Origin of the sequence: Chitinophaga jiangningensis, assembly GCF_900142605.1 — a bacterium.
Lineage (GTDB): Bacteria > Bacteroidota > Bacteroidia > Chitinophagales > Chitinophagaceae > Chitinophaga > Chitinophaga jiangningensis.
In genome coordinates this window covers 265,910-287,420 of record NZ_FRBL01000003.1, presented here as the reverse complement: position 1 = coordinate 287,420, position 21,511 = coordinate 265,910, and the positions used below count along the sequence as shown (strand labels likewise).

Below are 21,511 nucleotides of genomic sequence, written 5' to 3'. Positions count from 1 at the left end.
AAACATTAATAGTCATGTCGACAAATAATCAAACCTTCTCCATTTTCCGCTCATCAAATAACTATATTAATTTTTCCATCTGATCTTGCTAAATCGATTTTTTAGTAGTTCTTTTGTTTTCGAGATACCAAAATCCCAATCCTGTAACATGAAAAAAATACTATTGGCAGCCTGCTGCTGCCTGGCGATACAACGCGCCGTGGCCGCTGATGAAATCAGCCGGGATACCATCAAACGCAATGGCTACACGCTGATATTTGTAAACAAAGACGACGCCTTTGCGACTGCCGGAACAGCCATCAGAGAGCGTATGATCAGCGCGTTCTTCCAGGTATATCCTAAACTGGCAAAAACCTATAATAAAGCTACGCTGAAGAAAGTAACCTTTATGATTGATCCTGCATATGATGGCGTAGCCGCCACCGATAACGGCGTGGTTACCTATAGTCCTAAATGGATGCTGAAAACGCCTACTGACCTGGATGTAGTGACACATGAAGTAATGCACATCGTGCAGGATTACAAACAGAGTGTTGGCCCGGGCTGGCTTACAGAAGGTATTGCCGACTATGCCCGCTACCGCTTTGGGATTGATAATGCAGGCGCCAGGTGGGCACTGCCTGACTATAAAGCAGGACAGCATTACACCAACAGCTACCGCATCACCGCCCGCTTCCTGGTGTGGCTGGAAGCACATAAAAAAGCAGGTATCGTAGTGAAGCTGAATAAAAGTCTGTATGACCATACCTACCAGGATAGCATCTGGCAACGGGAAACCGGCAGCACGCTGGATGAATTGTGGACGGCGTATACGAAGGCGCCACAGCTGTAAGGATGCATCAGGTGGATTTTTTTTGCTCGCAAAAACTTATTTGTTTGAGGCGCCTCCGGCGCCAGAAGAGCGATCTTTTTTGCTCGCAAAGCAGCATAAGCAGCTAAGCAGCTAAGGATTGTGTTCTGTTGTAAAAATCGTTTAGTGTCCATCTTCGGTGGACACTAAACGATTCAGGAGAGACCTTCGGTCTCTCCTGAATCAAACAAACTTATTAACACAAACTACAGGTCTTAGCTGCTTATGCTGCTTTGCGAGAAAAAAGGACAAACTTAATTCGCCACCAAAAATATCAGCGAGGTGAGCGCAATCCCAATCGCAAACCCTCCTATCGCCAGTTTCACTTTCTGCTTATTCTGTGTTTTGAGTTTCTCCAATGATGCATCCAGGGAAGTCTGCACATTTTGCAAGTGCGTATTTGCGGCAGCAAGGGACTGGTTCAGCCCTACCAGATTGGCATCTGTTCTTTTGATAAAGACGTCAGTAGCTCCCTGTAAACCGTCGAAGCTGCCTTTTAGCTGTGTGTAATAAAAATCCTTGCGCTTCAGCATAGAATCCTGTAACACGACCAGGCTGTCGTATGCTTCAATAATCCTTTGTGAGGCCAGGTTGCCTTTCAGCACCTTTTGATAATTGTCGGCATACAATTTAAATATCCGCTTATTGAGCAGGTAAGCGGAATCATATCCCAGGGTCAGGGTATCCCCTCGGGAAAGCAGGTAGGCTCGCAAGCTCAGGGAATCGGTGGCAGTTTGCACCTGCTGGGCATGTGTGAGCAACGGCATAGTGAGCAGCACCAAAAGTACTACCCGGTAAAGTCTGGCAGTTTTCATTTTACTTACGGGGTTTAAACACTGATACTTCAATTACGGGGAGACTATCTTTTTTAATCTCATTGCGCAGGGAATCGATATGATCCTTGAGCCTTTTCTTTTCTGCTGCGGACCTGGTTTCTTCCAGCACCTTCTGCTGGTCACTCAGCTCTACAAACTTCCGGATATTGGAGGCATATTGCTTGAGAACGTCCATATCTGCATTAATGGAATCGACACGGTCCTGGGATTTTTTCAGTTCTGTAATAGCGGAATCAGCGCTTCTTTTGGCAGCTTTGATATCTTCCCGGGCGCCTCTCAGGGCGGAATTGCCAAAGATGGTCATCACAAATGATAGGACGCATACGCCCAGGATGATATACAAGACGATTTTCAGGGGTTTCTCTGTCATATTTCAGGGGTTTATTATACTGGTTATCAAGGTTAATACGGGTCAAACTCTATCGGCATTACTCCTAAAGCGGCAAGTATTTTTCATATTACAAATATAACTATTACGGCTATATTTTACTACCTGCCTATTGCTTTGGGGCAGTATGCGGGTTAAAGCCCGGCAGCATACTGGAATCCCTTATTTCCAGGAATACTTTTTTGATTTCCTTCTGTTTATACAGCTCCGTTAGTTTACTGGTCTTTGTTAAGGTCAGCTGATCAAAGAGTTGCTTATCCATCATATCGTAAATTACAATCTGATCGCGCATCCTATCTGCGTCCATGGATTTAAATTCAATGATGATCAGGGTATCACCGTTCAATACCAGGGCATCCGCCTTGGCGGTGAGCCCCTCTAAGGTTGTGAACGTTACTTCGGTATAAATTTCAGCCGAAGGATACAGCTTTTTCAATTTGGCAATGTTAATCCTGTTCCAGAGGGCGCCTATAATACCGTTCTTAATAATCTGCGGCACACCCTGGGCATCATTGACCGCTTTACTTATCATCGCCCATTTAACGTTATCTATGTCGCCCTTCTCATTCACCAGGTATTTGGCAGCCATATCATCGGCCTGCACGTAGTTCTTGCCTACTACCTGTTCCGTGGCCTTGCTGCCCGCCTTTTCAGTGCCTTTGGTAAATGCCGGGTTCACAATTATCTGCTTCGTTTGAGGGTCAATGTGAGCCGTTGGTCCCCAAATTTTCCTCACCAGCTCCGGATATTCTTCACCGGTGCCAATCAACTTATTGAGAATGGTGGCATACTCATTGGCATATTTCACAGCGGCTTCCGCTTCGGCATAGGTAAGATCTCCGTTTTTTTGTACCTGGAAGAGAATACGTTCTAACCGATAGATCGACTCATCTCCTTCAGCCGCCATATTTATCAAAGTCCTGAACTCTCTGGCATCAATATTTGAGCGTTTGAATATTTCATACATCGACCTTAAAAAATCCTGGTCTTTAAAGCGGTTGGACAATTCAGTCAACTCTTTCATGCTAAAAATATCCAGCAGGAATTCAGCACGTTCCAGCCCAAAGTACCGCACAATATGCTCATCCCCCGCCCTCGCTTTCACCAGACGAAACATTTCATCTGCCATTTGCCAGGAAACAGCAAAAACTTCCTCGTCTGCACTCGTCAAGCCTTCCAGTATTTTGCCCAGGTTTTTCATGGGCTGCTCTTTTTCAATATTGGTAATGAAATACAAGTGGCCCAACACCGTACCCGGCGTCAGCGGGTTACCTTTAAAGTCTTTTACTTTCGTTGTTTTGGTACGCTCTAAAATTTGAATAATCTGGGATTGTGGTACGCCTTTTTTGGTAATGGTGGCTATCCGGGTTGCCTCCTGCATATATTCAGCCGGAATACTTTCCAGTGGCGCTTTCACTCCCTTTATTACCTCTTCAAAATTGCCTTCTAATTGCCCGATGGCATTGTCCAGCTGCTGGTGGGTTCCCCTGTTTTTATAGATATATTCCGCAGCCTTACCGAGCTCTTCCGGCGATTTACCTTCCAATGCTGCTGCTATCCGCAATACCTGCTCCGCATCTGCTTCCGGTGGGAAACACGGAGATGCGCATTTCTTCATCGCCCGCATGGCTACCGGATGCTCAATCAGCACCTTCCGGAATGCATGATCATTGATGAGCCGCAGTATAGTGCCTTCGTCCGTCATCGTGCCTATTGCCAGCAGATCGTCCCAAACCTCCGCAGGTATTGAAGTTTTACTGGTATGTATCCGGAACAGCAGCTCCATATATGGATGTACCGTCATGAAACTATCTAAACCCGCTCTGAATCCCTGTAAGCTTTCCCGGGTACCCAGCAGCTTCATGATGGCTGCAAATTCAGCAGGTGTTTGCACCTCGGCAGCCAGCCTGCCCATTTGATAACAAATCCGCTGCTGCGCTCTTTCCAGGTCGGTAACGAGACCCAGCAGATTTTGTTGTAACAGCTCGTTGATGGCTGCTTTCATAGCCGGACTCAATACACCTCCATCCAGCGCTGCCACCAGCCTTGGCTCCGCCATACTCAACAGCTGGCGGTTGACTTTTTCCGGCGCTTCTTTCAGGATTTCCTTACCCAGTACCTCTGTAATGGTTTTACCTTTTTTCACATGGACGCCAAATCCTGCTTCCGCTAAATGAGCGGTGAAAGTCGGGGCTTTGCCCGCGCCGGTGAGTCTTTGCCAATTACTGAATTCATGCAACAAACCAGCCCCATCCTGGGTTTCCAGGAGCACCTGCTGCACGCCTCTTTCCATAAACACAGCCTGCGCCAACTCCGTATGTGCGTAAAGGTTAGTCTGCTCCATTAACCGTACTACTTCAGGCATTTCATTGAGCAGGTGTTTACCCTGTGCCATGTAAAAATGCACTGCCTGTACCGACAACGCTGTACCACCCACCTCCGCCAGCCGCATAAAGGCCTGGGACAGTTTTTCATCCTTCATCGCCGTCACCATGAATGTCATGGCAACAGGGTCCTGCCCGAGCGGCAGCAGCAAAGCAAGGTTTTTATCGTATGTACCATCCGTTAATTTAGCGATTACCTGTTCCAGTTGTTTAGCGTCCTGCCCTGCTGCCTGCGTGCTTAGCTCCGCTGCAATCTTTTCTGCTACCATCGCACCCTCTTTCAGTTTCTTCACCGTTGTTACAGCGGAATGGATATCCAGCCCCAGGCCCGCCAGTGACACCACAAACCAGAAGTAGGATGGGTTTTCCGTACCCAATGCAGTGGCGGGGTCCATGGATGTATTATGTGCATCCCGCTTAAATCGTGTATCCGTATACGTTTTATAGGCATCATAACCGCCGAGGGTAATACTGCCGGCCAGCGCGGCCCATCCCACAGGACCACTGGCAAGCGCCAGTAATCCCACACCTACCGACAACGCCGCCATGCCCATGGACTCCCAGAATTCCGTGCTCTTATGCTTTTCCAGGTGCTCCTCCAACGCCAGCGCGGCACCGGAATCTTTAGCGATGCCCAGGTTATTTCTAGTGGCCTCAATTACCGGTGGCAGCTCCCATACTTTCTCAGGATTAGCCCGAAGCTCCTTCCAGGTATTCCGGATACTATCTAATACGCCACCTTCACCTGCTTTACCGATATAGCCCTGTAACTCATTCTTCAAGGCGTCATTGGGCATGGTTGCCAGCACTGCTGCATTATTGCGGATATTGAGTTCCGGATAAGTGATGATAGGAAACTTCCGCGCTACCTCCATCAGTTGTTGATCCAGCGCCTTTTCCCTGTCGTGATAAGCGGCCAGGTAAGCGTTATCTTCCGGACGCTGTAGCCTGCTGGCTATTCTTTCGGCCGCCACTTCTTTATCAACGCGGCTGGTATCGGTGCGTTCGCCGTTGTTTGGCGTGTCATACACATCCGCCTGTGAAGCAGTATACTGCTGCAGGCTACTAACGCTTTCCGGTTTGCCGCCATGGCGCAAGGTCAGACCCTTGGCCAGCAGCAGGTCTGACTCCGCAAATCCTTTTTGCAGCGCAGCCACATGCAATTTAAATGCGTCGAGGTTCGCCGGCTGATTGTACTGCTGCGTTTCTACATTGGCGTTAATTTCATTCTGCGCCAGCCAGCTAAAAGCCAGTTGTACAGCACTATAGCGGAAACTTTTTATAAACTCGTCCTGCTGACGGTCGACCGTTTCTTTCGTTAATCCAAATGCCAGGTAGGCTGCATTTAGTTGTTCCTGCAGTGCCATGACTGCTAAACTAACTTCAGTGTATAAAGGCGTTGGTGCGTAAGGGTTAGCAGCAGCTCCAAAACTTAAGGCATCTCTATCTTTCTGCTTTTCCCTTAAAGCCTTTCTGAGGCGGAATATTTCCGTTTCCCTGTTCATGGCTTCCAGACTGCCTGTCAGCTGCTCCTGCCGCTCTTCTTCCTGCTGTTGACGCGTGGTGGTCATGGGCTTAACCAGCCCCATTATTTGCTGATACGCTGACCGCGGGATTGCTACCACTTTGAACCCCTGCATTACCTCCTGTTTCGTTACTACGCGCCACCATGTCCAGTCCCAGCCGGAAGCAATCATGGTTTTCACCTGATCTTCAGAAATTGGGAATATCTCCATCAGTGCCTGTTTCAGCAGGTGTTCCTTAAGCAGGTCGCTGTTGTTGCCGATCATGCCTGCATCTACCGGCACATGCACGGCGATGGCATCCGTCAGGTCTGGCATTACCGGGTCGTCCACAAATTCCACAGTAGGCGCTTTAATTTTTCCGGGAGATGTTAAAGCTGCTGTTTCCGCATCCTGCAGCATTTCTTCCTGCTCCTTCCGCTGCACCTGCAGTGGAGCGCCTGCCCCCTGTTGCACCACGTGGGTGAGCTCATGAGCCAGCAGATGCTGTCCTGCGGGATCATGCGGTGCATATTTACCCTGGTTAAAATAAATATCGCTACCGGTGGTGAATGCCTGTGCGTTCACCGCTGTGGTCATTTCCGCAGCATAGCTGCCATCGTGAATACGTACGTTGCTGAAATCAGTATTAAATTGCTGCTGCATGTAGGTATTCACTTCCGCCGGAATGGGACTGCCGGCACCCTTGTATTGGCTAATGCCTGCGGCTACATCACGCTGCTGGCTGGCAGTATCCGTGCCATCCTCTTTTCGCTGCAATTGCTGCTCTTCAGCTTCACATGCACTGCACTTGCGTTGGATATCTATTGTTTCTTCCTCATTTTCTTTGCGCTGTATCTTTTCCTCCTCTTCTTCGCAGTGGCTGCACTTGCGTTGGAGTTCGACTGTTTCTTCCTCGTTTTCCTTGCGCTGTAGCTTTTTTTCCTCTTCTTCGCAGTGGCTGCATTTGCACTGTACAGGGGTAACGGTATCGCGTACACGCTGCGTTACAGGACCAGTGGAGGCTTTACGCATCACCTTATCCGCCATGGCATCGGCTTCCTTTTCGGCGGCATCGCCAGGCTGACTCACTTTTAGCTTTGCCTGAACAGTTGGGAAAAAACCTTTTCCGCCTCCTGCAAAAAAATTGCTGTTAGGTTTATTTTTTTGGGGAGATGTAATGGTATCCCTGCCAGTATGTTGCGTACTCATAGAATCTTTTTGGGGTCAACGGGGATTAACGTAATAATTTATCTTCTTTGCGGAGTTCGCGCTGGACGCCCGCTATCAGTAATTCCTGTGAAATGGCGGGCAGGTGCCGGTGGTAATATTGCAAAACAGCATAGTATACTACCTGGTTGATGGTGGCGCCGGATACGGGGTACCTGGCGGCCAGCTGGGCCAGGTTCACGGTTTCGTCTACACGAATATCTGCCGGCATTGCCTTTTGCCACAACATTTCGCGCTCACCGGGCTCCGGTAGCGGAAATTCTATAATTGCATTGAACCTGCGCAGGAACGCCGCATCTATATTGGATTTATAATTGGTTGCAAGGATCACCAGTCCGGGAAAATCCTCCACTCTTTGCAACAGGTAGCTCACTTCCTGGTTGGCATATTTATCGTTAGCACTTTGTACACTGCTACGTTTACCGAAGAGGGAGTCCGCCTCATCAAAAAACAGCATCCAGTTACGATGGGCAGCTTTAGTAAAAATCTTTTCCAGGTTTTTCTCTGTTTCACCGATGTATTTACTTACAACCTGACTCAGATCGATGCGGTATACGTCACGTTGCAGCTCTTTGCCGAGCAGGGTGGCGGCCAGCGTTTTACCGGTGCCGCTGCCACCGTAAAAAAGGGCGCGATAGCCAGGCTTGGCCTTGCGACCCAGCACGGGATCTTTGAGGGCTCGCTCGTGATAGTGCAACCAGGCGCGTACATCATTGATTTGATCCAGGGTATTTGCATTGAGCACCAGATCGTCCCAGTGCTGGGCAGTTTCCAGTTGCTTTGCGGGGAACTCCGGTCCAAAGGCCGGGGCATGTTGCCTGCCTTCAAGCAGCAGTTCTACAATTTCGGCGGACAGGATAAGCCGGCCGCTACTACGGGGTTCTCCTTCCTTCACGGTTTCCAGCCACAGCACTCCTTCCTTCCAGAACCAGTGACTGGTGCTGAACAGGGAAAAATAAGGTTCTCTGGCAGCAGCATCTTCACCTGCCAGCAGGAAGAGAGCGGTGTCGCCGGTAGGCAGCATATAACGCGTATTGGAGCCTTTTACACCACCGAAGGAAGCGAACTCCCCACCTTCCGGCAGGTATTGCTGTATAAGCCGATCAAAGCAGCCAGCCTGCAAATGCGGCGCCAGGGCGCAGAGTAATACAATTGTTTCGGCTTGTGATAACTGCCGGTCGCCAAAGGCGGCATGTTTCCAGGCGGGAATATTTACAGCGTAGTCTTCCCCATGAAAGTGACGGGCGAAGGCGGCGCTCACGTATTTTTCGAAGTAATTAAAATAGTACACCAGAGTGGATCTACTATTGTTAGCGGTCATTACCTGTTCCATATATAATCGAATTTGACGGACAAGCCTCAGGCCCATTCCACAAATAATAATGCGTTCATTTTTGAATTACGTACCACGGAAAATCCCCAGGGGATGTGTTGCAGCAGCATATCGAAAGGGCTGGAAGCTACCTGCAGCAGCCATTTTCCGCCCTTAACCTGCAGCTTACCGTCGCGGTACAAAAAGGTTTCCCTCAAACTTTCCACGGAGGAGTTTTTCATAACGGGCCATTGGTCTATTACCTGTTGGAGCACCTGCATACATTCCTCTGTTTCCTGCGGTGTGGGGGTAATACTGCCTGTTGCCGGCTCGTTGAGCGGGAACCCAGTGAGCAGTTTACAAAGGGCCAGCTCATAGTCGGCCGCTTCGCATTTGCCGGTACACAAATAATATAGCAGCATTACCGCCCGGTCCTGCGCTGCGGCGTCCCGCCATTCTTCATTGATCAACAGTCCCAGTTCGGTCAGCCAAGGCACAATCACCGCGTGTACAATTACGAGGCCCGCTGTGCTAATGTATAAAGCGGCATCGGCCACCGGTTCATCCGGAAGGAGGCCGAGTGTAAGCAATGGTTTATTACTTGTTGTACGCTCAGCACCTGTTTGCAACGTGGTGCCATCAGCTGGCATACCTGCTACGGTCCTTACAGTACCGGTAGCTGAAGGGCGGATAGATCTATTACTTTCCGGATCAACAGCAGCCTTTGAGGATGGATTTATTTCATGGGTGTGTAAATCACCTTCCGGAATTCCCACACCAGCTTTGATAAATGGATTTATTTCAATGATCCGTAAATTATCAGCCGGATGTTCAACACCAGATTTGATGGATGGAGTTATTTCGTTGATCTTTGAATCGCCTGCCGGATGTTCAAGACCAGATTTGATGGATGGATTTATTTCGTCGATCTGTAAATTACCAGCAGGGGCTTCGGCAGAGCTAATTACGTCCTTCAATATATTATTAGCAGGGCCTTCTGCCGCGATAATATCTTTTGTTGGTTTCGCCGGTGAATTATCTGCCCCTATTTCCGTATAGCCTATACCGGTAGTTTGTAATACGGAGAAACTATCCACCGGTTTGGCAGCAGGGCTGGCATAATTTGATGAGGCGGTATTACTTTCGTTTGTAGAAAACGGCGATAGCGAGGCTTCTCCAGAGGCAGCACCATCGGTATTACCGGATAACCCTGACGCAGCATTAACACTACCTGCGTGCTCAGACTGGATTACCCATTGGAATCCTGTAGCGGCATTTGCGGGACCTGACACACTACGTGTAATTGCAGTTGATACCCGTGTAGTCGCTAGTTGATGTATTTGCATGGTCCAATGCTCCAGCTGTTCATCACTCACGCTACCGGCTGTACGCAGTACCGGTATGATATCCTGAATGGGCTGGAGCAGGCTGGCATCCCGCTGGCGGGATAACCACTGCTTCCAAAGCGGTTTTATGGAATCTCCGGTAAGCAGCATTTCGTAAACGATGGCCAGTGCAAGTCTGCTACCCTGCTCAGCTTCCAGCACGGGTTGCAATACCCGGTTGAAGCAATAGTAATAATCAACAGCAGGCGTAAAAAATTTAATATAGGAAGACAGCACAACATCAGGTGCGCATTGCAGCAGCAACCGTTGTAAGGCCACCGGATATTGTGTAAACAAAGCCCTGCCGGCATCGGTAAACATACCACCCGCGTTTACATATTCGTGCAGCCACGATCGTAAAAGGGAACCAGGCAAGCCGGTGGCATGCCAGGGTACACTACCATGGCGCAGGTAATGCAGGATGAGTTCCTGGCTGGCAGCAATAACGGAGCCCTCTCTGGCAACTTCCGGTGCATAGGTAGCAAAACGCTGCTGATAGCCGGTTCCCGTTGCGATAAAATCTCCATCTGCACTGGTCATCTGATCATCCGCTGAATAATTTGTAAAATGCTGTTTCCTGCCATCCGTGATGTTATAACCGGGTGCTTTTCCACCAGTAACCATCCCATCATTATCCATAACAGGATTATTCAACGTATAGTCGTTTATGTTATACGGTAAATCATTTCCTGCTGGCACTGCTGCAGGTACGCGTCCGGGTGTAGCCTGGCGGGAAGCATTGGCCATGGTGGCATCTACAGCACTTCCTGGCAGTTGCTCACTAGCGGCACTGGCATCTCCCGAAAAAACAACAGTACCGGCCTCCTTTTGCCCGGCTATTTGCCGAGCCCAATCCCGAATGCTACTACCCTGCTGGTTTTCTGACTGTTCCGCTAACATTTCAGGGGTTACACAGGCTGTTAATTCAGCCTTTAACTGCTGACAAATCCGCTGTGTTAGCTGCTGCTGCCAATCCTCTCCGTAAATGCTGCCGGCATCCAGTTCAAACTTTGGAATGCGCAAGCGGCCTTTCATGGGAAAACTTTCCAACAGTGATTCCAACGCAGGCATCAGCACCGTAGCAGTCCAGCTACTCAACTCATGGGAAAACTGCTGAACAGTCGCTACATCTCCGAAGAAACGGAGATGTAGCGACTGCTGACAAATCATATGATTGGGGTTATACAACATGGACATTCATTTTTACATAGTCAACTCGCCTCCGGGGATACTCATGAGGAATACCGACTTGGTGGTCTTACACTGATTATCTGCGGTAATTCTGTGGGTAAGGTCCACTGGAAATTCGTAATAGAGAGGATCGGCCACAATGCTGCCTACCAGTGATTCATCACCGAGCGAAAAAACCGGGAATTTTCCACCAAAGCGCAAGGTAGCAGAACTGCCCACTGCTGCTTCCCCTGTACTTAAAAACCATTCGTGCGCACCTGGTACTGCGGAAGAACATTTAACTTCATAGGTTCGGTATTCATATTCTACCGGAACATACGGCCCGTTTACAATCGGCCCGTTTGGCACAAAGGAAGTTGCTGTACCGCTACCATATCCGGAGCCTGCGGGGGAGGATGCTATCAGTATTACCTCATAATCAAAGGCCGCTGACAACGCCTGTTTTACCGTTACATCACAGGTAATACTGCGACCATTCAAGGAATACGTAATTGTATGCTTACCATTGCCCGCCGCGGAAGGATTGAAGTAGTATACACTGCCTACATTGGAAATAGCGCCGGTGGCCGGACAACTTACCGTACCGCCAGTTGGACTGTTATAAATTCTCACCTGGTTTAAATTGGTGCATGGGTTAAATTCTTCCACAGAAAGCGTGAGCGGCAGATCATCCCGCTTTACGGTAATCGATTGTGTAACAGCAGGAGCCACACAAATGCTGGTATCATTCACGATATGTTGCACAATATACTCCCTTGTAGCCCCGGCAGCCATGGTATATAAGTGGCTAACAGACGGTCCGGTGGCAGAGGTACCATCCCCAAAGATCCAGGTATGAGTGCCTCTTACATCTGCTGCCTGAAATACTACATCCACCCCATTTCTGGTTGCATTAGTTGTTTTACTTATTACCGTAAAGTCAGCACCCACCGGCGCTTTCACATTGATTGCGAAATAAGCGATCCTGTTACCCACGGTATAAGTGAGGTTATAGTCGCCCGGCGCCACTTCAGCTGGGTTGAAATACCATTTTTTAACCGTGCCATCCATTTTTGAAGTGATGCCCGGTCCATCTACCTGCCCCCCTGTTTCCGGCCAGATGGTAATCTGGTTTTCGGACGACTGCCCCTTACAATACACATGCGCATTCAGGCTGATGCGTGGCTCTACCTCCGTTTCAGGTGTAGTTTCGTATATTTTTGCCAGTGGTGCGTAGGAGGTAACAATCTTATTAGGCAGATAGAAATCCGCGCACACAGTGCCCTGCACAATCCGTTGATTCACGGAATCTGTCGGGTAATCCGGTGTGCCCACCACATCGGAACGGTCAAAATAAACGAGTACCAGTGTGCCACCGGCTGCCACACCGCTTTGGTGGCGCATGCCCGGAAACTCTCTTGTAAAATTGGTAAAAATGAGCTGGTTTAATACAAAGGCACAACGTTTTTCATATTCACGCTTCAGCGTACCCATGCGCTCATCGAGGGCCAGCTGTTCGAGCGACTTACAGGCAGCCACCATAGGTATAGTAAGACTGGCAACGCGATTCCAGTATTCCTGTTCTTCCACCAAATAGGTACCAGGCGTTTCTCCCCCATCCCTAATTACATCCAATGCATGCTGCCAGGCATTATAGAAGGCCGCATAGCTACTCAGGGCATCGGTAAATTTCTTAACGTTCTGGTTAAAACGCGCCAGGTCAAGTTTATCCAGGTTATAAGGCACAATCATGCGGAGTAACTCTTCCAGCCTGTCCATCAGGTAGCAGGCCTGCGCAGCGTGGTTATACCGCCAGATGGCTTCCGCATCGCTGAAATTATACACCGGCGGTGTGGATACCATGGCCGTGCTGTTTGCCGGAAGGTCCACCCAGCGCAGGTAATAGCCACCAAGGGTGGTATCAGAAAATTTGGTTCCGAAAAAGTACTGCAGGTAAGCACCCCGCTGATAGTACGGCATCATATCTATCAGCTTCATAAACTCCGCACCAATATTAGTACCGGGTACTTCTACGTACGGCGTGAGTATGTAGCCATTCGGTGAGCCTTCATTATATGAGCCCAATATCCTTTTAACATTTTCAGCCTCTATGGAAACCTGCTGTAAACCTTTCACCAATGGCGCTACCCGATTCAATAATTCAGTTACCACTAACTGGTACTGATTTTCCAGGTCTGCAAAATTCGCCAGCAGTCCCGCCCTGGCAGGCGTGGTACTGGTGGCATACAGGTTAATCGCTACGGCATCAAACGAAAGCTGGTTGCGGATTTTGAGCGCATTGATTTTTTTCATGGCCTCCAGCACATTCTGGCCTAAATGGCCTTCAATGCGGAAGAAATCCACCTGCGGGTCCTCGAACTCCCACGCCAGTGCGTTCGGCAGTGCAGCCGATGTATTATATGCACGTATGGATTTAGTCATCCCTGATTTTAACTTCGTATAGTCCCAGCAGTTAGTCAGCAGCTGGCTGTTATAGTAATACGGAATGGCCTGGGCACCCAACGGCGCAGCACTGGTGCGACTAGGTGTTACCACAATGGTCTTCGCTGTTTCCGGTAGCTGGAAGGTATTTATCATCAACACAATCCGCTTGTATAACACACACGCCTCTTCGAAGCGATGATTACCCGTGCGTACCAAAGGCGGTTCATCAAATTGATGGCGATAGCTATTGGTATTATCGCTCTCCCGCACTGTGGTACCCAGGCAGAGGTGCAGGGGAAACGCCGGCTTATTGGCCACCGGCGCAGGAAACAGGTCCACCGCCACGGCACAGAACTCTTCATATGCTTTAATCAGGTCTTTCGCAAAAGCATATACGCATTGCATATAGTAAGGCTTCTCATTGCGTATGATGGCCATTTGCGCAGCCAGCTTCGTACCTACGGTGGCAATATCCTTATCATTGGCCACTGTAAACAGGTGGTGGAAGTTATTATACACGAATGAAAAAGCCTGGTTCATATCCGCCGTCAGCTGGGCATTCAGCACTCTTTCATAAGAGGCCACCAGCGCGGAAGGGTGCTGGATACTGTCTGCCGGCACATTCCATCTGCGGAGCGGAATGGCCGGGAACAGGGCCGGATATTGGGAAGGCGTTAGCGTATGCAGTGCGGTGAGTTTCGTTGCATCCACCAGTAAAGGACGATAGGTGATGTTCACTTCCTGGCCTTTGTCCGCACAGTCATCCGTTGTACAGTTTTTCAACCTGTCCATCCGGGGCTCCGCCAGCAGCATCACCACTTTGTCTTTAAGGGCATTTTCTGTTGTGGTGGTGAATGGGATATCGTCCTCCACCATGTTTTCCAGCGGCACCAGTTCATCCGGCGTCAGGGCCACATAAAAAGTTTTAACCGCTTCTTCAATGGTTTCAGGCAGTGCTGGTAGGGTATACGTTCTGCTGGCGCTGTATACACCACCTTTGAAGTTAATAAGATAGCCGTTGCCGGTAATACCTACACCCGGGGTGATAATGATTCTTTTAGCGGCACTGTCGTACCTGGCTTGCAATCCTGAAATGATGCCGGTGCCCAGCATCAGCGTACGGGTAAGGCTTTCCTGTTGTTGCAGGTGCGCAATAGCGGCATTAAGATGTTTGTTCGTCAGTACCTGATCGGGTTCAAATACGGGGTAAACTGTTTCGGGGTCAGATGAAAAATTTATGAATGACATGGGATGAAAATTTTGAAAATTGAATTAGAATGAACCGAGACTGGTTTGGCCTAACAGCACCGGGTTAGCAGTGCCTTCGGCGCAATTGTGCAGGGTGGCCTCCGGATATACGCTGCTCAGGTCCTTCATCACCGCCACCAGCTGGTTGCTGGCAAACATTAACCTGGATTGCACTTTCGTATCCGGGGTGATGAAAGCGTGATAGTCTTTCAACGCGGCCAGCCATTGCTGGTGTGCTGATTCCAGCCGGTGCATGGTGGCATAATTTACCCAGCAAATTTTAGCATGTATATGCGCCGGGCATTCCATGCGCACCATCCGCTCAAAGTACGTGCGGTAGCCTGCTTCCCGGAAACGCTCCGGCCAGTATGGCAGCACCACCGATATGCGGAAGGAATAAGGATCTTCTTCCCCGCAAAAGGTACAGTCGTCTGGCAGGCATACTTCCATCAGGCTGTATAAATCGGCGCCGGGAATACCTTCCACAGCGGCCGGGGTAAAGCGTGGCCGCAGCATGAAATGCTCTATCACATGCAGCGTTTCGCTGTCCGGCGGCAGCTGAAACTTTTTTAACATCAGTTCCAGCAAAGCTTTTGCTTCCGCTTCGGTGCTATATACATCCGGGGAAACAGCGACGATTTCAGATTCCGGAATAGTCAGTTTTATCACGTATTCTCCATCCCGTGGCACTACCGTATAAAGTTCCCGGATGGTCATATGCCTGTATATCTCATTTACTACCTGCCAGGCTTCTTTTTCAGTGCCCAGCGAAACTTCCGGCTTCAGGTATTGCCGGCCGGTACCATCCGGATTATCACCTATCACAAAGGAGAAGAAGCCATTACTGTCTTCCTTCACCACAGGTGCGGAAAACTGGAACAGGCTGCGATAACCGGGCTGGTTGATGCCGGAGAGGCGTCCTATGCGGCGCTGCAGGCCCGACATATTATCCGTGTTCCAAACCCCTGCGGTAATATCAACGCCTTGTCCTCTGCCGAGGCTGGTTTTGGGGTAGTCTTTGATAAACCTGATCTTGTCGGCAATCAGCTCCTCCTCTCCTGCGGCGCTGCGGGAGGCAAAGCGGGTGAGCACATAATCATTAAACGTTTCCGCAAATCGCGCGATGAGGTGGTCCAGAAAACGGTTACGGCGATCGTATCGCTGCTGCTGCGTTTCCACGAGTTGATTACGTAGCATCGTTACCGTTAGTGGTTCCTCTTTTACCGGCAGCTCCAGCGCCTGCTGCAATAATCCGGGGTTCGCATAAATCTCGTGGATATTGTGGATACCGGTTTCCTGGTCATCTTTCCAGTCGTGCAGGAACTGCTGGAAATAAGAAGTCGTGACATTGGCATCCAGGCTCATCAGGTCTTTTGCATGATGCAGCTGGGCAAAGAATCCGGCTAACAGCTGGTCATAAAACATCAGGTAAGCCTTTAGTTGTTTAGCCCTGGCTTTATGTTCCGCAGAAGCTGCATCCGGCAGGCCGGCGGGGCCTACGCCATAAATTTCAGGCAGGTCATGTTGCAGGGAACTGTACTGCTGGAGTTCGAGGTATCTGCCGTTTGGTAAGGTAAAATTGAGCTCGCTGCTGCTGATCTTTGCGTTGCGCGACAAGCCTCTTAAATACAATACTGTATCAGCAGCTTCCAGGGCGTTGATATGAAACGGCACCTGGTTTTTATAGAAAATAATTTTGCTGCGCTCCATATCTGCCACCGGCTTATGGTCCGTTTGTAGCTGCAGGAGCCATTGCTGACCGGGAAGTACGGCCCTGCCTCTATCGTCGTAGGCAGTCATTACCAGGTTGCGCACCGCTATCACCCCTTCAATTTTCATGATGGCTTCCATCACTTCGCTGCCCAGGAGTTTATTCCTGATTTCTGCGCGTGCTATATCTTTATCGAGGAGAAATCCATTTTTAAGTGCAGGCCCTTCAAAAATCTTTTCTGTACTGAGTTGCATGGCCTGCATCTCTTTTAAACTATAAAAGTTGATAGGGGGATTGCAGTAGTGTTCGAGTGCTGTCACCAGCTTCGCATAAACAAGGTCAATGTCCGTTTCCGGCAACACATCAATATCAGCACAAAATGCTACGGGGGTGGCTGAAATCGTATCTACCGTCCACCAGTCTTCGCTCAGGTTCCTGTTGCTGTGCAGCGTGGCCCATACCTGTTTCAGGATGTTATGGGTAAGCTGCATCTTCTGGCAATACAACGTCATGATGCGCTGTTGTATGCTCTGCACTTCCAGTTCTTCCTTAATTATTTCCTCGAATTCTTTGGTCTCCCCTTCTTCCACCGGCACACGGATGGCCACTACTGTTTCGTATTGAAAAGTGAAGGTGAGGTTATCCGTGTTTTTATATTCCAGGTATACCTTCCACCGTAGCGGAACGCCGGCCCCATTGTGTTCTGTCACATATACCTCTACCTTGTCGGGCATACGCATGCCGTACGTAACCAGCTGCATATAATCCACCTGATCCACAGTGGGGAACAGGCAGGTGATTTTAGCGCCACTGATGGCCTTGCGCTGCAAGGTAAAATCGATGTCACCCATATTCAGGTCACCGTATTCGTCGGTACTGTCGAGGTCCAGCCGCACATGATACAAGCCGCGCAAGCTAACGGGATCATGATGTGTAGGCTCAAACGACAAAGCAGCTGCTTTGCAATCCGGATACAAAGGCACTTCGGTAGCGCCTTTGGCGCTGATCCATGCCGGCGCGTTTTCCAGGTTATTCACGGGGAACACCCATGCATTGGCTACGCCGTCAATATCTATTAAGAGCTTGCGGTAATCGGTGATGGTGAGTGGCGCTGCGCTAAGGATTTCCCTGGCTGTAAAAAACGGCTGTGTCATATTGCCGTCCATATTGGTGAGCAGGTCCTTCACATCAAAGCCGGTGCGGTAGGTAAGTTCTGTAATCGCGTAGCAAAGGGCTTCCAGCATGGTAATGCCCGGATCATGTACGTTATAGTCCGTCCACAAGCTGCTGCCCATACTTTCGATGTAGCGCAGCCCTTCCTCGCGGAGGTAATGAAAGTCCGCCGCTGCAGGCAGCTGCCGGGATTTGATAATAATATTTTCTCCTGTTGCCATAATTTAAAAGTTTACCGGGGTTATCATTTGCACATCGTCAGGGGCGCACACCAGCATACTCCGCGCGGAGGACGTGGTGATTTCTTCCACATCTTTCAGGATGATGTGATCATCCTTTCGCAGGAAGAGTTTCAGGTGTAGGATATATTCCACGTATGGAAGTCCTTCCAGCATATTTACCAGGGTACTTTTGCTAATTTTGCCACCAAACTCAGGTTGCACACTGGTATCGTATATCCACGGACTTAAGAAAGCGCGGAAATCTTTGAGCAACCGGAGGGTATTGGCCGCAATATTCCCATCTTTGTATTGCACCTCGCAACTGATCACTACTTCCTCAAATACCGGATTACATACTTTGATATTCACGAAGCTACCGGCTATTTGTTTGAGATAGGATTCAACAGATGTAAGTGTATCTACACTGGTAAGCGGGCGTTGTGGGTTGCTGGCCGGAATACGTGATAAATCAGGTATGGGAATGATGACCACGTTTCCCGGCGCCATTTCGCTGGTATTGGCAGCTGAAGCGGCGGTATGATTCAGGCATTTGACACGAAAGATTTCAGGGAATTTTTCCAGCACCAGGTGTTCATAATCCCAGATGGTAACCGCCCTTGATTTGTGGCGCAACCTTTCGCTTACGCGCATACGAAATTGTGCAGGTTTTTCTTCCCCTTTCCCGCCTGTGCTGGCGGTAGGTTGTGTTATTTTTTTTATGGCAGATGCCGGTGTTATCAATTTCTGGATGGTTCCGGCCGGGGCCGCGACGGTATAAGGCACGCTGGTACCATTGTTTGTCCAGTGGACGCGAACGGCCTGTGCACTCAGGCTGATCAGGTTACTGATCGCATCCGGGTTAGCAGTTACCAGGGCTCTGATCCAGCAATATTTACCCCCCATCAGTGCCGGGTTAATCCCAATATTAGCCGGCAGGCTAAAAGTAATGATACCGTTACGAAGCAGTCCGTTGGTGTCGTCCTGCACGGCCACATTACTAAAGTCCTCCCACTGGCCTGTGCTTGAAAGCCATTGCCAGCGTACAGGCTGACTGGCAACCAGCGGATTGGCACTGCCTTCACTGATACGAAAGAGTATGGGAATGGCAGTTGCAGGAATAACCTTATCCAGGCCTATGTATAGCTGCCCTGCTGCTTCTACAGGCGGAAGCATCCGCCAGGAACTTGTTTCTTCTCTTTCGCCAAATGAATGCAACGAATAAAATGCGCCGGGTAGTTCAGCTGCCATACCCGCCTTCAACGTTTGTGTGGCGGTATAATCTGCCGTAATGCTCTTTGCTGTCGGGATGTATGGCTCCAGTGGTAAAAGTCGCTGTTTGCCGGCCTGATAGGCAAAGCGGCGCTGATAATCTTTATGACCCAGGTCTTTTTGCAATATGATCCGTGCAAATCCATTTTTGGTACCGGCATCATAGGTGGAGGGCTTATCCAATGTTGGCGGCAGCAGGGTTTCCGAAATAAAACCCAAACTGGAAGGGTATATTAAATCATTGGTTGCTGCGGGGTAGGTATCCAGAAAATCCGGATCAGTAATTTTGCCCCTTAGTTTATCCATCAGCGTATTTCCAAAGTACTCCCGCGGGCAGAAAAGTGCCCCGCTGTTTACAAACTGCCAGTTGCCATTTTTCAGGACTTCAATATAAGCAAATGGCGTGTTGGTAGCCGGGTCACCCGCCTCGTTGATAAAGTCCTCTCCATCATACGGTTCTGTATCAGGTTCGGTAATGGTGATGGTTTTATTATCTACTTTCGATTCCACGGTTTTCCATCTGCCGGTATGGTTTACGATGCCTTCCGGTTGCGGCACATTATCCCAGGTGATGTTCAGTTTAACATGCGCATTGGGCTTTATAAAAATTTCATCATTCCCGATCGTGCAGGCACTTCCAACATAAGGCGCAAAGCCGAATGGCTGAAAAGGCTTGGAAATATCCAGGCGCCCTGATTCACTATATATATTCAATTGTCGTATACCCGTTACTGTTACATCAATCTCCACTTCACTCAGGATAGTGTTCTCCCATTGCTCCAACAGTAAAGCTGCCTGGGGCGACATCGCCCTAAACCTGAAGCGCAGTATCGGAAACGGGGTATTGTAATTGCCACCATGAATGGCAGGGTTGTATGGTACTACAGGATCCTGTGCGGCTGACAATCCTGCGCCATAGCCAAACTGGTATACCGGCGTCTGCCACGATTCATCGGCCCAAAATTCGCCACTGGCATTCATCCATCCGGAAGGGCCGGTAAACTGCATTTGTGCATCCAGGTCATATACGCCCTCGTGCTGTGGAAAATTACTCCTGGATTTGAAGGTAACCACCGCTTTTCTCTCCCCCTCTTTCATGAGCAGCAAGGGCGAAGCTATGGCGCAACCTGTAAAAGTACGTGTAGCTTCACTAACTACGCCAAAAGGCTGCCAGCTGGTGTCAGCTGCCAGTGGTGTACCCAGTCCATCCATACTATTGGCTACCCTGCTGGCGTATATTCCTGGATTCGGGTGCGTTTTGGGTAAAGCGGTAACACCCCGTATATCCGCTACCATAGCCTGCGTGATCAGCACATCTTTATCGGTGGCGTATAATTGTACGTTGCCTGCGGCATCTTTTCCTCCCTTAAAGAGCGTGCCGGCTTCCAGCAGATAATCTTTTGCATTTTTTTGCAATTCCACCATCAGGTGTGTGGCATCAGGTGTGGCCGGCGCAGGCGTAAGCTGCAGTATATCTTTATAATAAAAATCAAGGTGCCTGCCGGTAAAGGTATTCAGTTCCTCCTGCGCAAAGCGGAATAGCTTCAGAAAAGTGAGGAAGAGCGTATAATGTGGCGTATGGGCGGGGAAGTCGGTCACGGCTGCTTCCAGACTTTTAGCGGCATGCTGGGCGATCAGGCTGGCCTGTTTAAAGATCGCGTCGAAGATGCCGGTAAACAGGTTATTGGTGGCGGCAAAGCGGATTCGGTCGGCCACAGCTGCCCCCTGCAAATGAAAGCCGGCACCGCTGGAACCGAGCGACCAGGCAGCTTCCCATTTCTGCACGCGGAGGCTACCGGCTGCGTCTACACGAAAAGGCACCGGTCGGGTAACGGGCAGGTAGGCTGTTGGGTCGTACTGGTCGGTAATACAGCCCATCAGCGAAGCCTGTTGGTACCAGGCGTTCAGTTTATGACGCTGTGTGCTGAGCGTGTTGCCGATCACGTTAGTGAGCCAGGATTTAAAGGGCCATTGGTCGGGCAGCAGCCGTAGCTGGGTATCCAGCTCATACAGCCAGCTCCAGGTAAAATCAAACAGGAAGGAAAACCTATGGACCAGGTCGGTGGCTTTTTCATTTTTTTTATCGGCGAGATACCGGAGCTGCTGCCTGAGCAACTGCCTGTAACCGGCAATATCCTGGTTAGCCAGCGTGGCGAGGATAACGCTGACATCCATTTGCATGAGCGGGAGCCAGTTTCCATCCTGCTCGTTGGCAGCATTGAAGAAATTAAGCTGCCGGCTATATGCTTTGGCGAAGAGGATTAAGTCGCTCATGCTTCTTTCATCCACCCTGGCAAAAGAGGGCTCCAGCGCGGCCAGTACCCGGTTGTACCGGGAAGTACCGCTATGCAGCAATGGATTCTTATGTGAACAATTGGACGACAATT

At 49.6% G+C, this 21,511-nt stretch carries 9 protein-coding genes; 1 reads left to right on the top strand and 8 read right to left on the bottom strand.

Features of this window, described 5'->3' with window-relative positions; translation table 11 throughout:
* The first annotated feature begins 148 nt into the window (after positions 1 to 148).
* Entirely contained in the window at positions 149 to 832 is a 684-nt protein-coding gene (locus BUB18_RS08615) for a basic secretory protein-like protein (protein ID WP_073079931.1), read from the top strand.
* A 272-nt stretch (positions 833 to 1,104) separates the two neighbouring features.
* Here BUB18_RS08615 and BUB18_RS08610 read toward each other — a convergent pair whose 3' ends face one another.
* From BUB18_RS08610 to BUB18_RS08575, 8 genes are all read right to left on the bottom strand, one after another.
* Positions 1,105 to 1,665 (bottom strand): hypothetical protein, encoded by a 561-nt coding sequence (locus BUB18_RS08610; RefSeq protein ID WP_073079929.1) that lies wholly within the window; start codon positions 1,663 to 1,665, stop codon positions 1,105 to 1,107.
* 1 nt (position 1,666) lies between these two features.
* Positions 1,667 to 2,056, bottom strand: coding sequence for a hypothetical protein (locus BUB18_RS08605; protein WP_073079927.1), 390 nt, complete (start codon positions 2,054 to 2,056; stop codon positions 1,667 to 1,669).
* Positions 2,057 to 2,183: 127 nt separating this feature from the next.
* The gene (locus BUB18_RS08600) at positions 2,184 to 7,172 is read right to left on the bottom strand and encodes an eCIS core domain-containing protein (RefSeq protein WP_073079925.1); all 4,989 of its coding nucleotides are present in this window, start codon (positions 7,170 to 7,172) and stop codon (positions 2,184 to 2,186) included.
* Between the two features lie 25 nt (positions 7,173 to 7,197).
* Positions 7,198 to 8,523, bottom strand: coding sequence for an ATP-binding protein (locus BUB18_RS08595; protein WP_073079924.1), 1,326 nt, complete (start codon positions 8,521 to 8,523; stop codon positions 7,198 to 7,200).
* Between the two features lie 26 nt (positions 8,524 to 8,549).
* Positions 8,550 to 11,078, bottom strand: coding sequence for a contractile injection system tape measure protein (locus BUB18_RS08590; RefSeq protein WP_073079922.1), 2,529 nt, complete (start codon positions 11,076 to 11,078; stop codon positions 8,550 to 8,552).
* A 12-nt stretch (positions 11,079 to 11,090) separates the two neighbouring features.
* Positions 11,091 to 14,750: a PKD domain-containing protein gene (locus BUB18_RS08585; protein WP_073079920.1), complete on the bottom strand. Its 3,660-nt coding sequence runs from the start codon at positions 14,748 to 14,750 to the stop codon at positions 11,091 to 11,093.
* A gap of 24 nt (positions 14,751 to 14,774) precedes the next feature.
* Positions 14,775 to 17,855, bottom strand: coding sequence for a hypothetical protein (locus BUB18_RS08580; protein WP_073079918.1), 3,081 nt, complete (start codon positions 17,853 to 17,855; stop codon positions 14,775 to 14,777).
* Between the two features lie 3 nt (positions 17,856 to 17,858).
* A complete protein-coding gene (locus BUB18_RS08575; RefSeq protein WP_143159874.1) occupies positions 17,859 to 21,509 on the bottom strand; it encodes a baseplate J/gp47 family protein in 3,651 nt (1,216 codons plus the stop codon).
* Positions 21,510 to 21,511 lie beyond the last annotated feature (2 nt).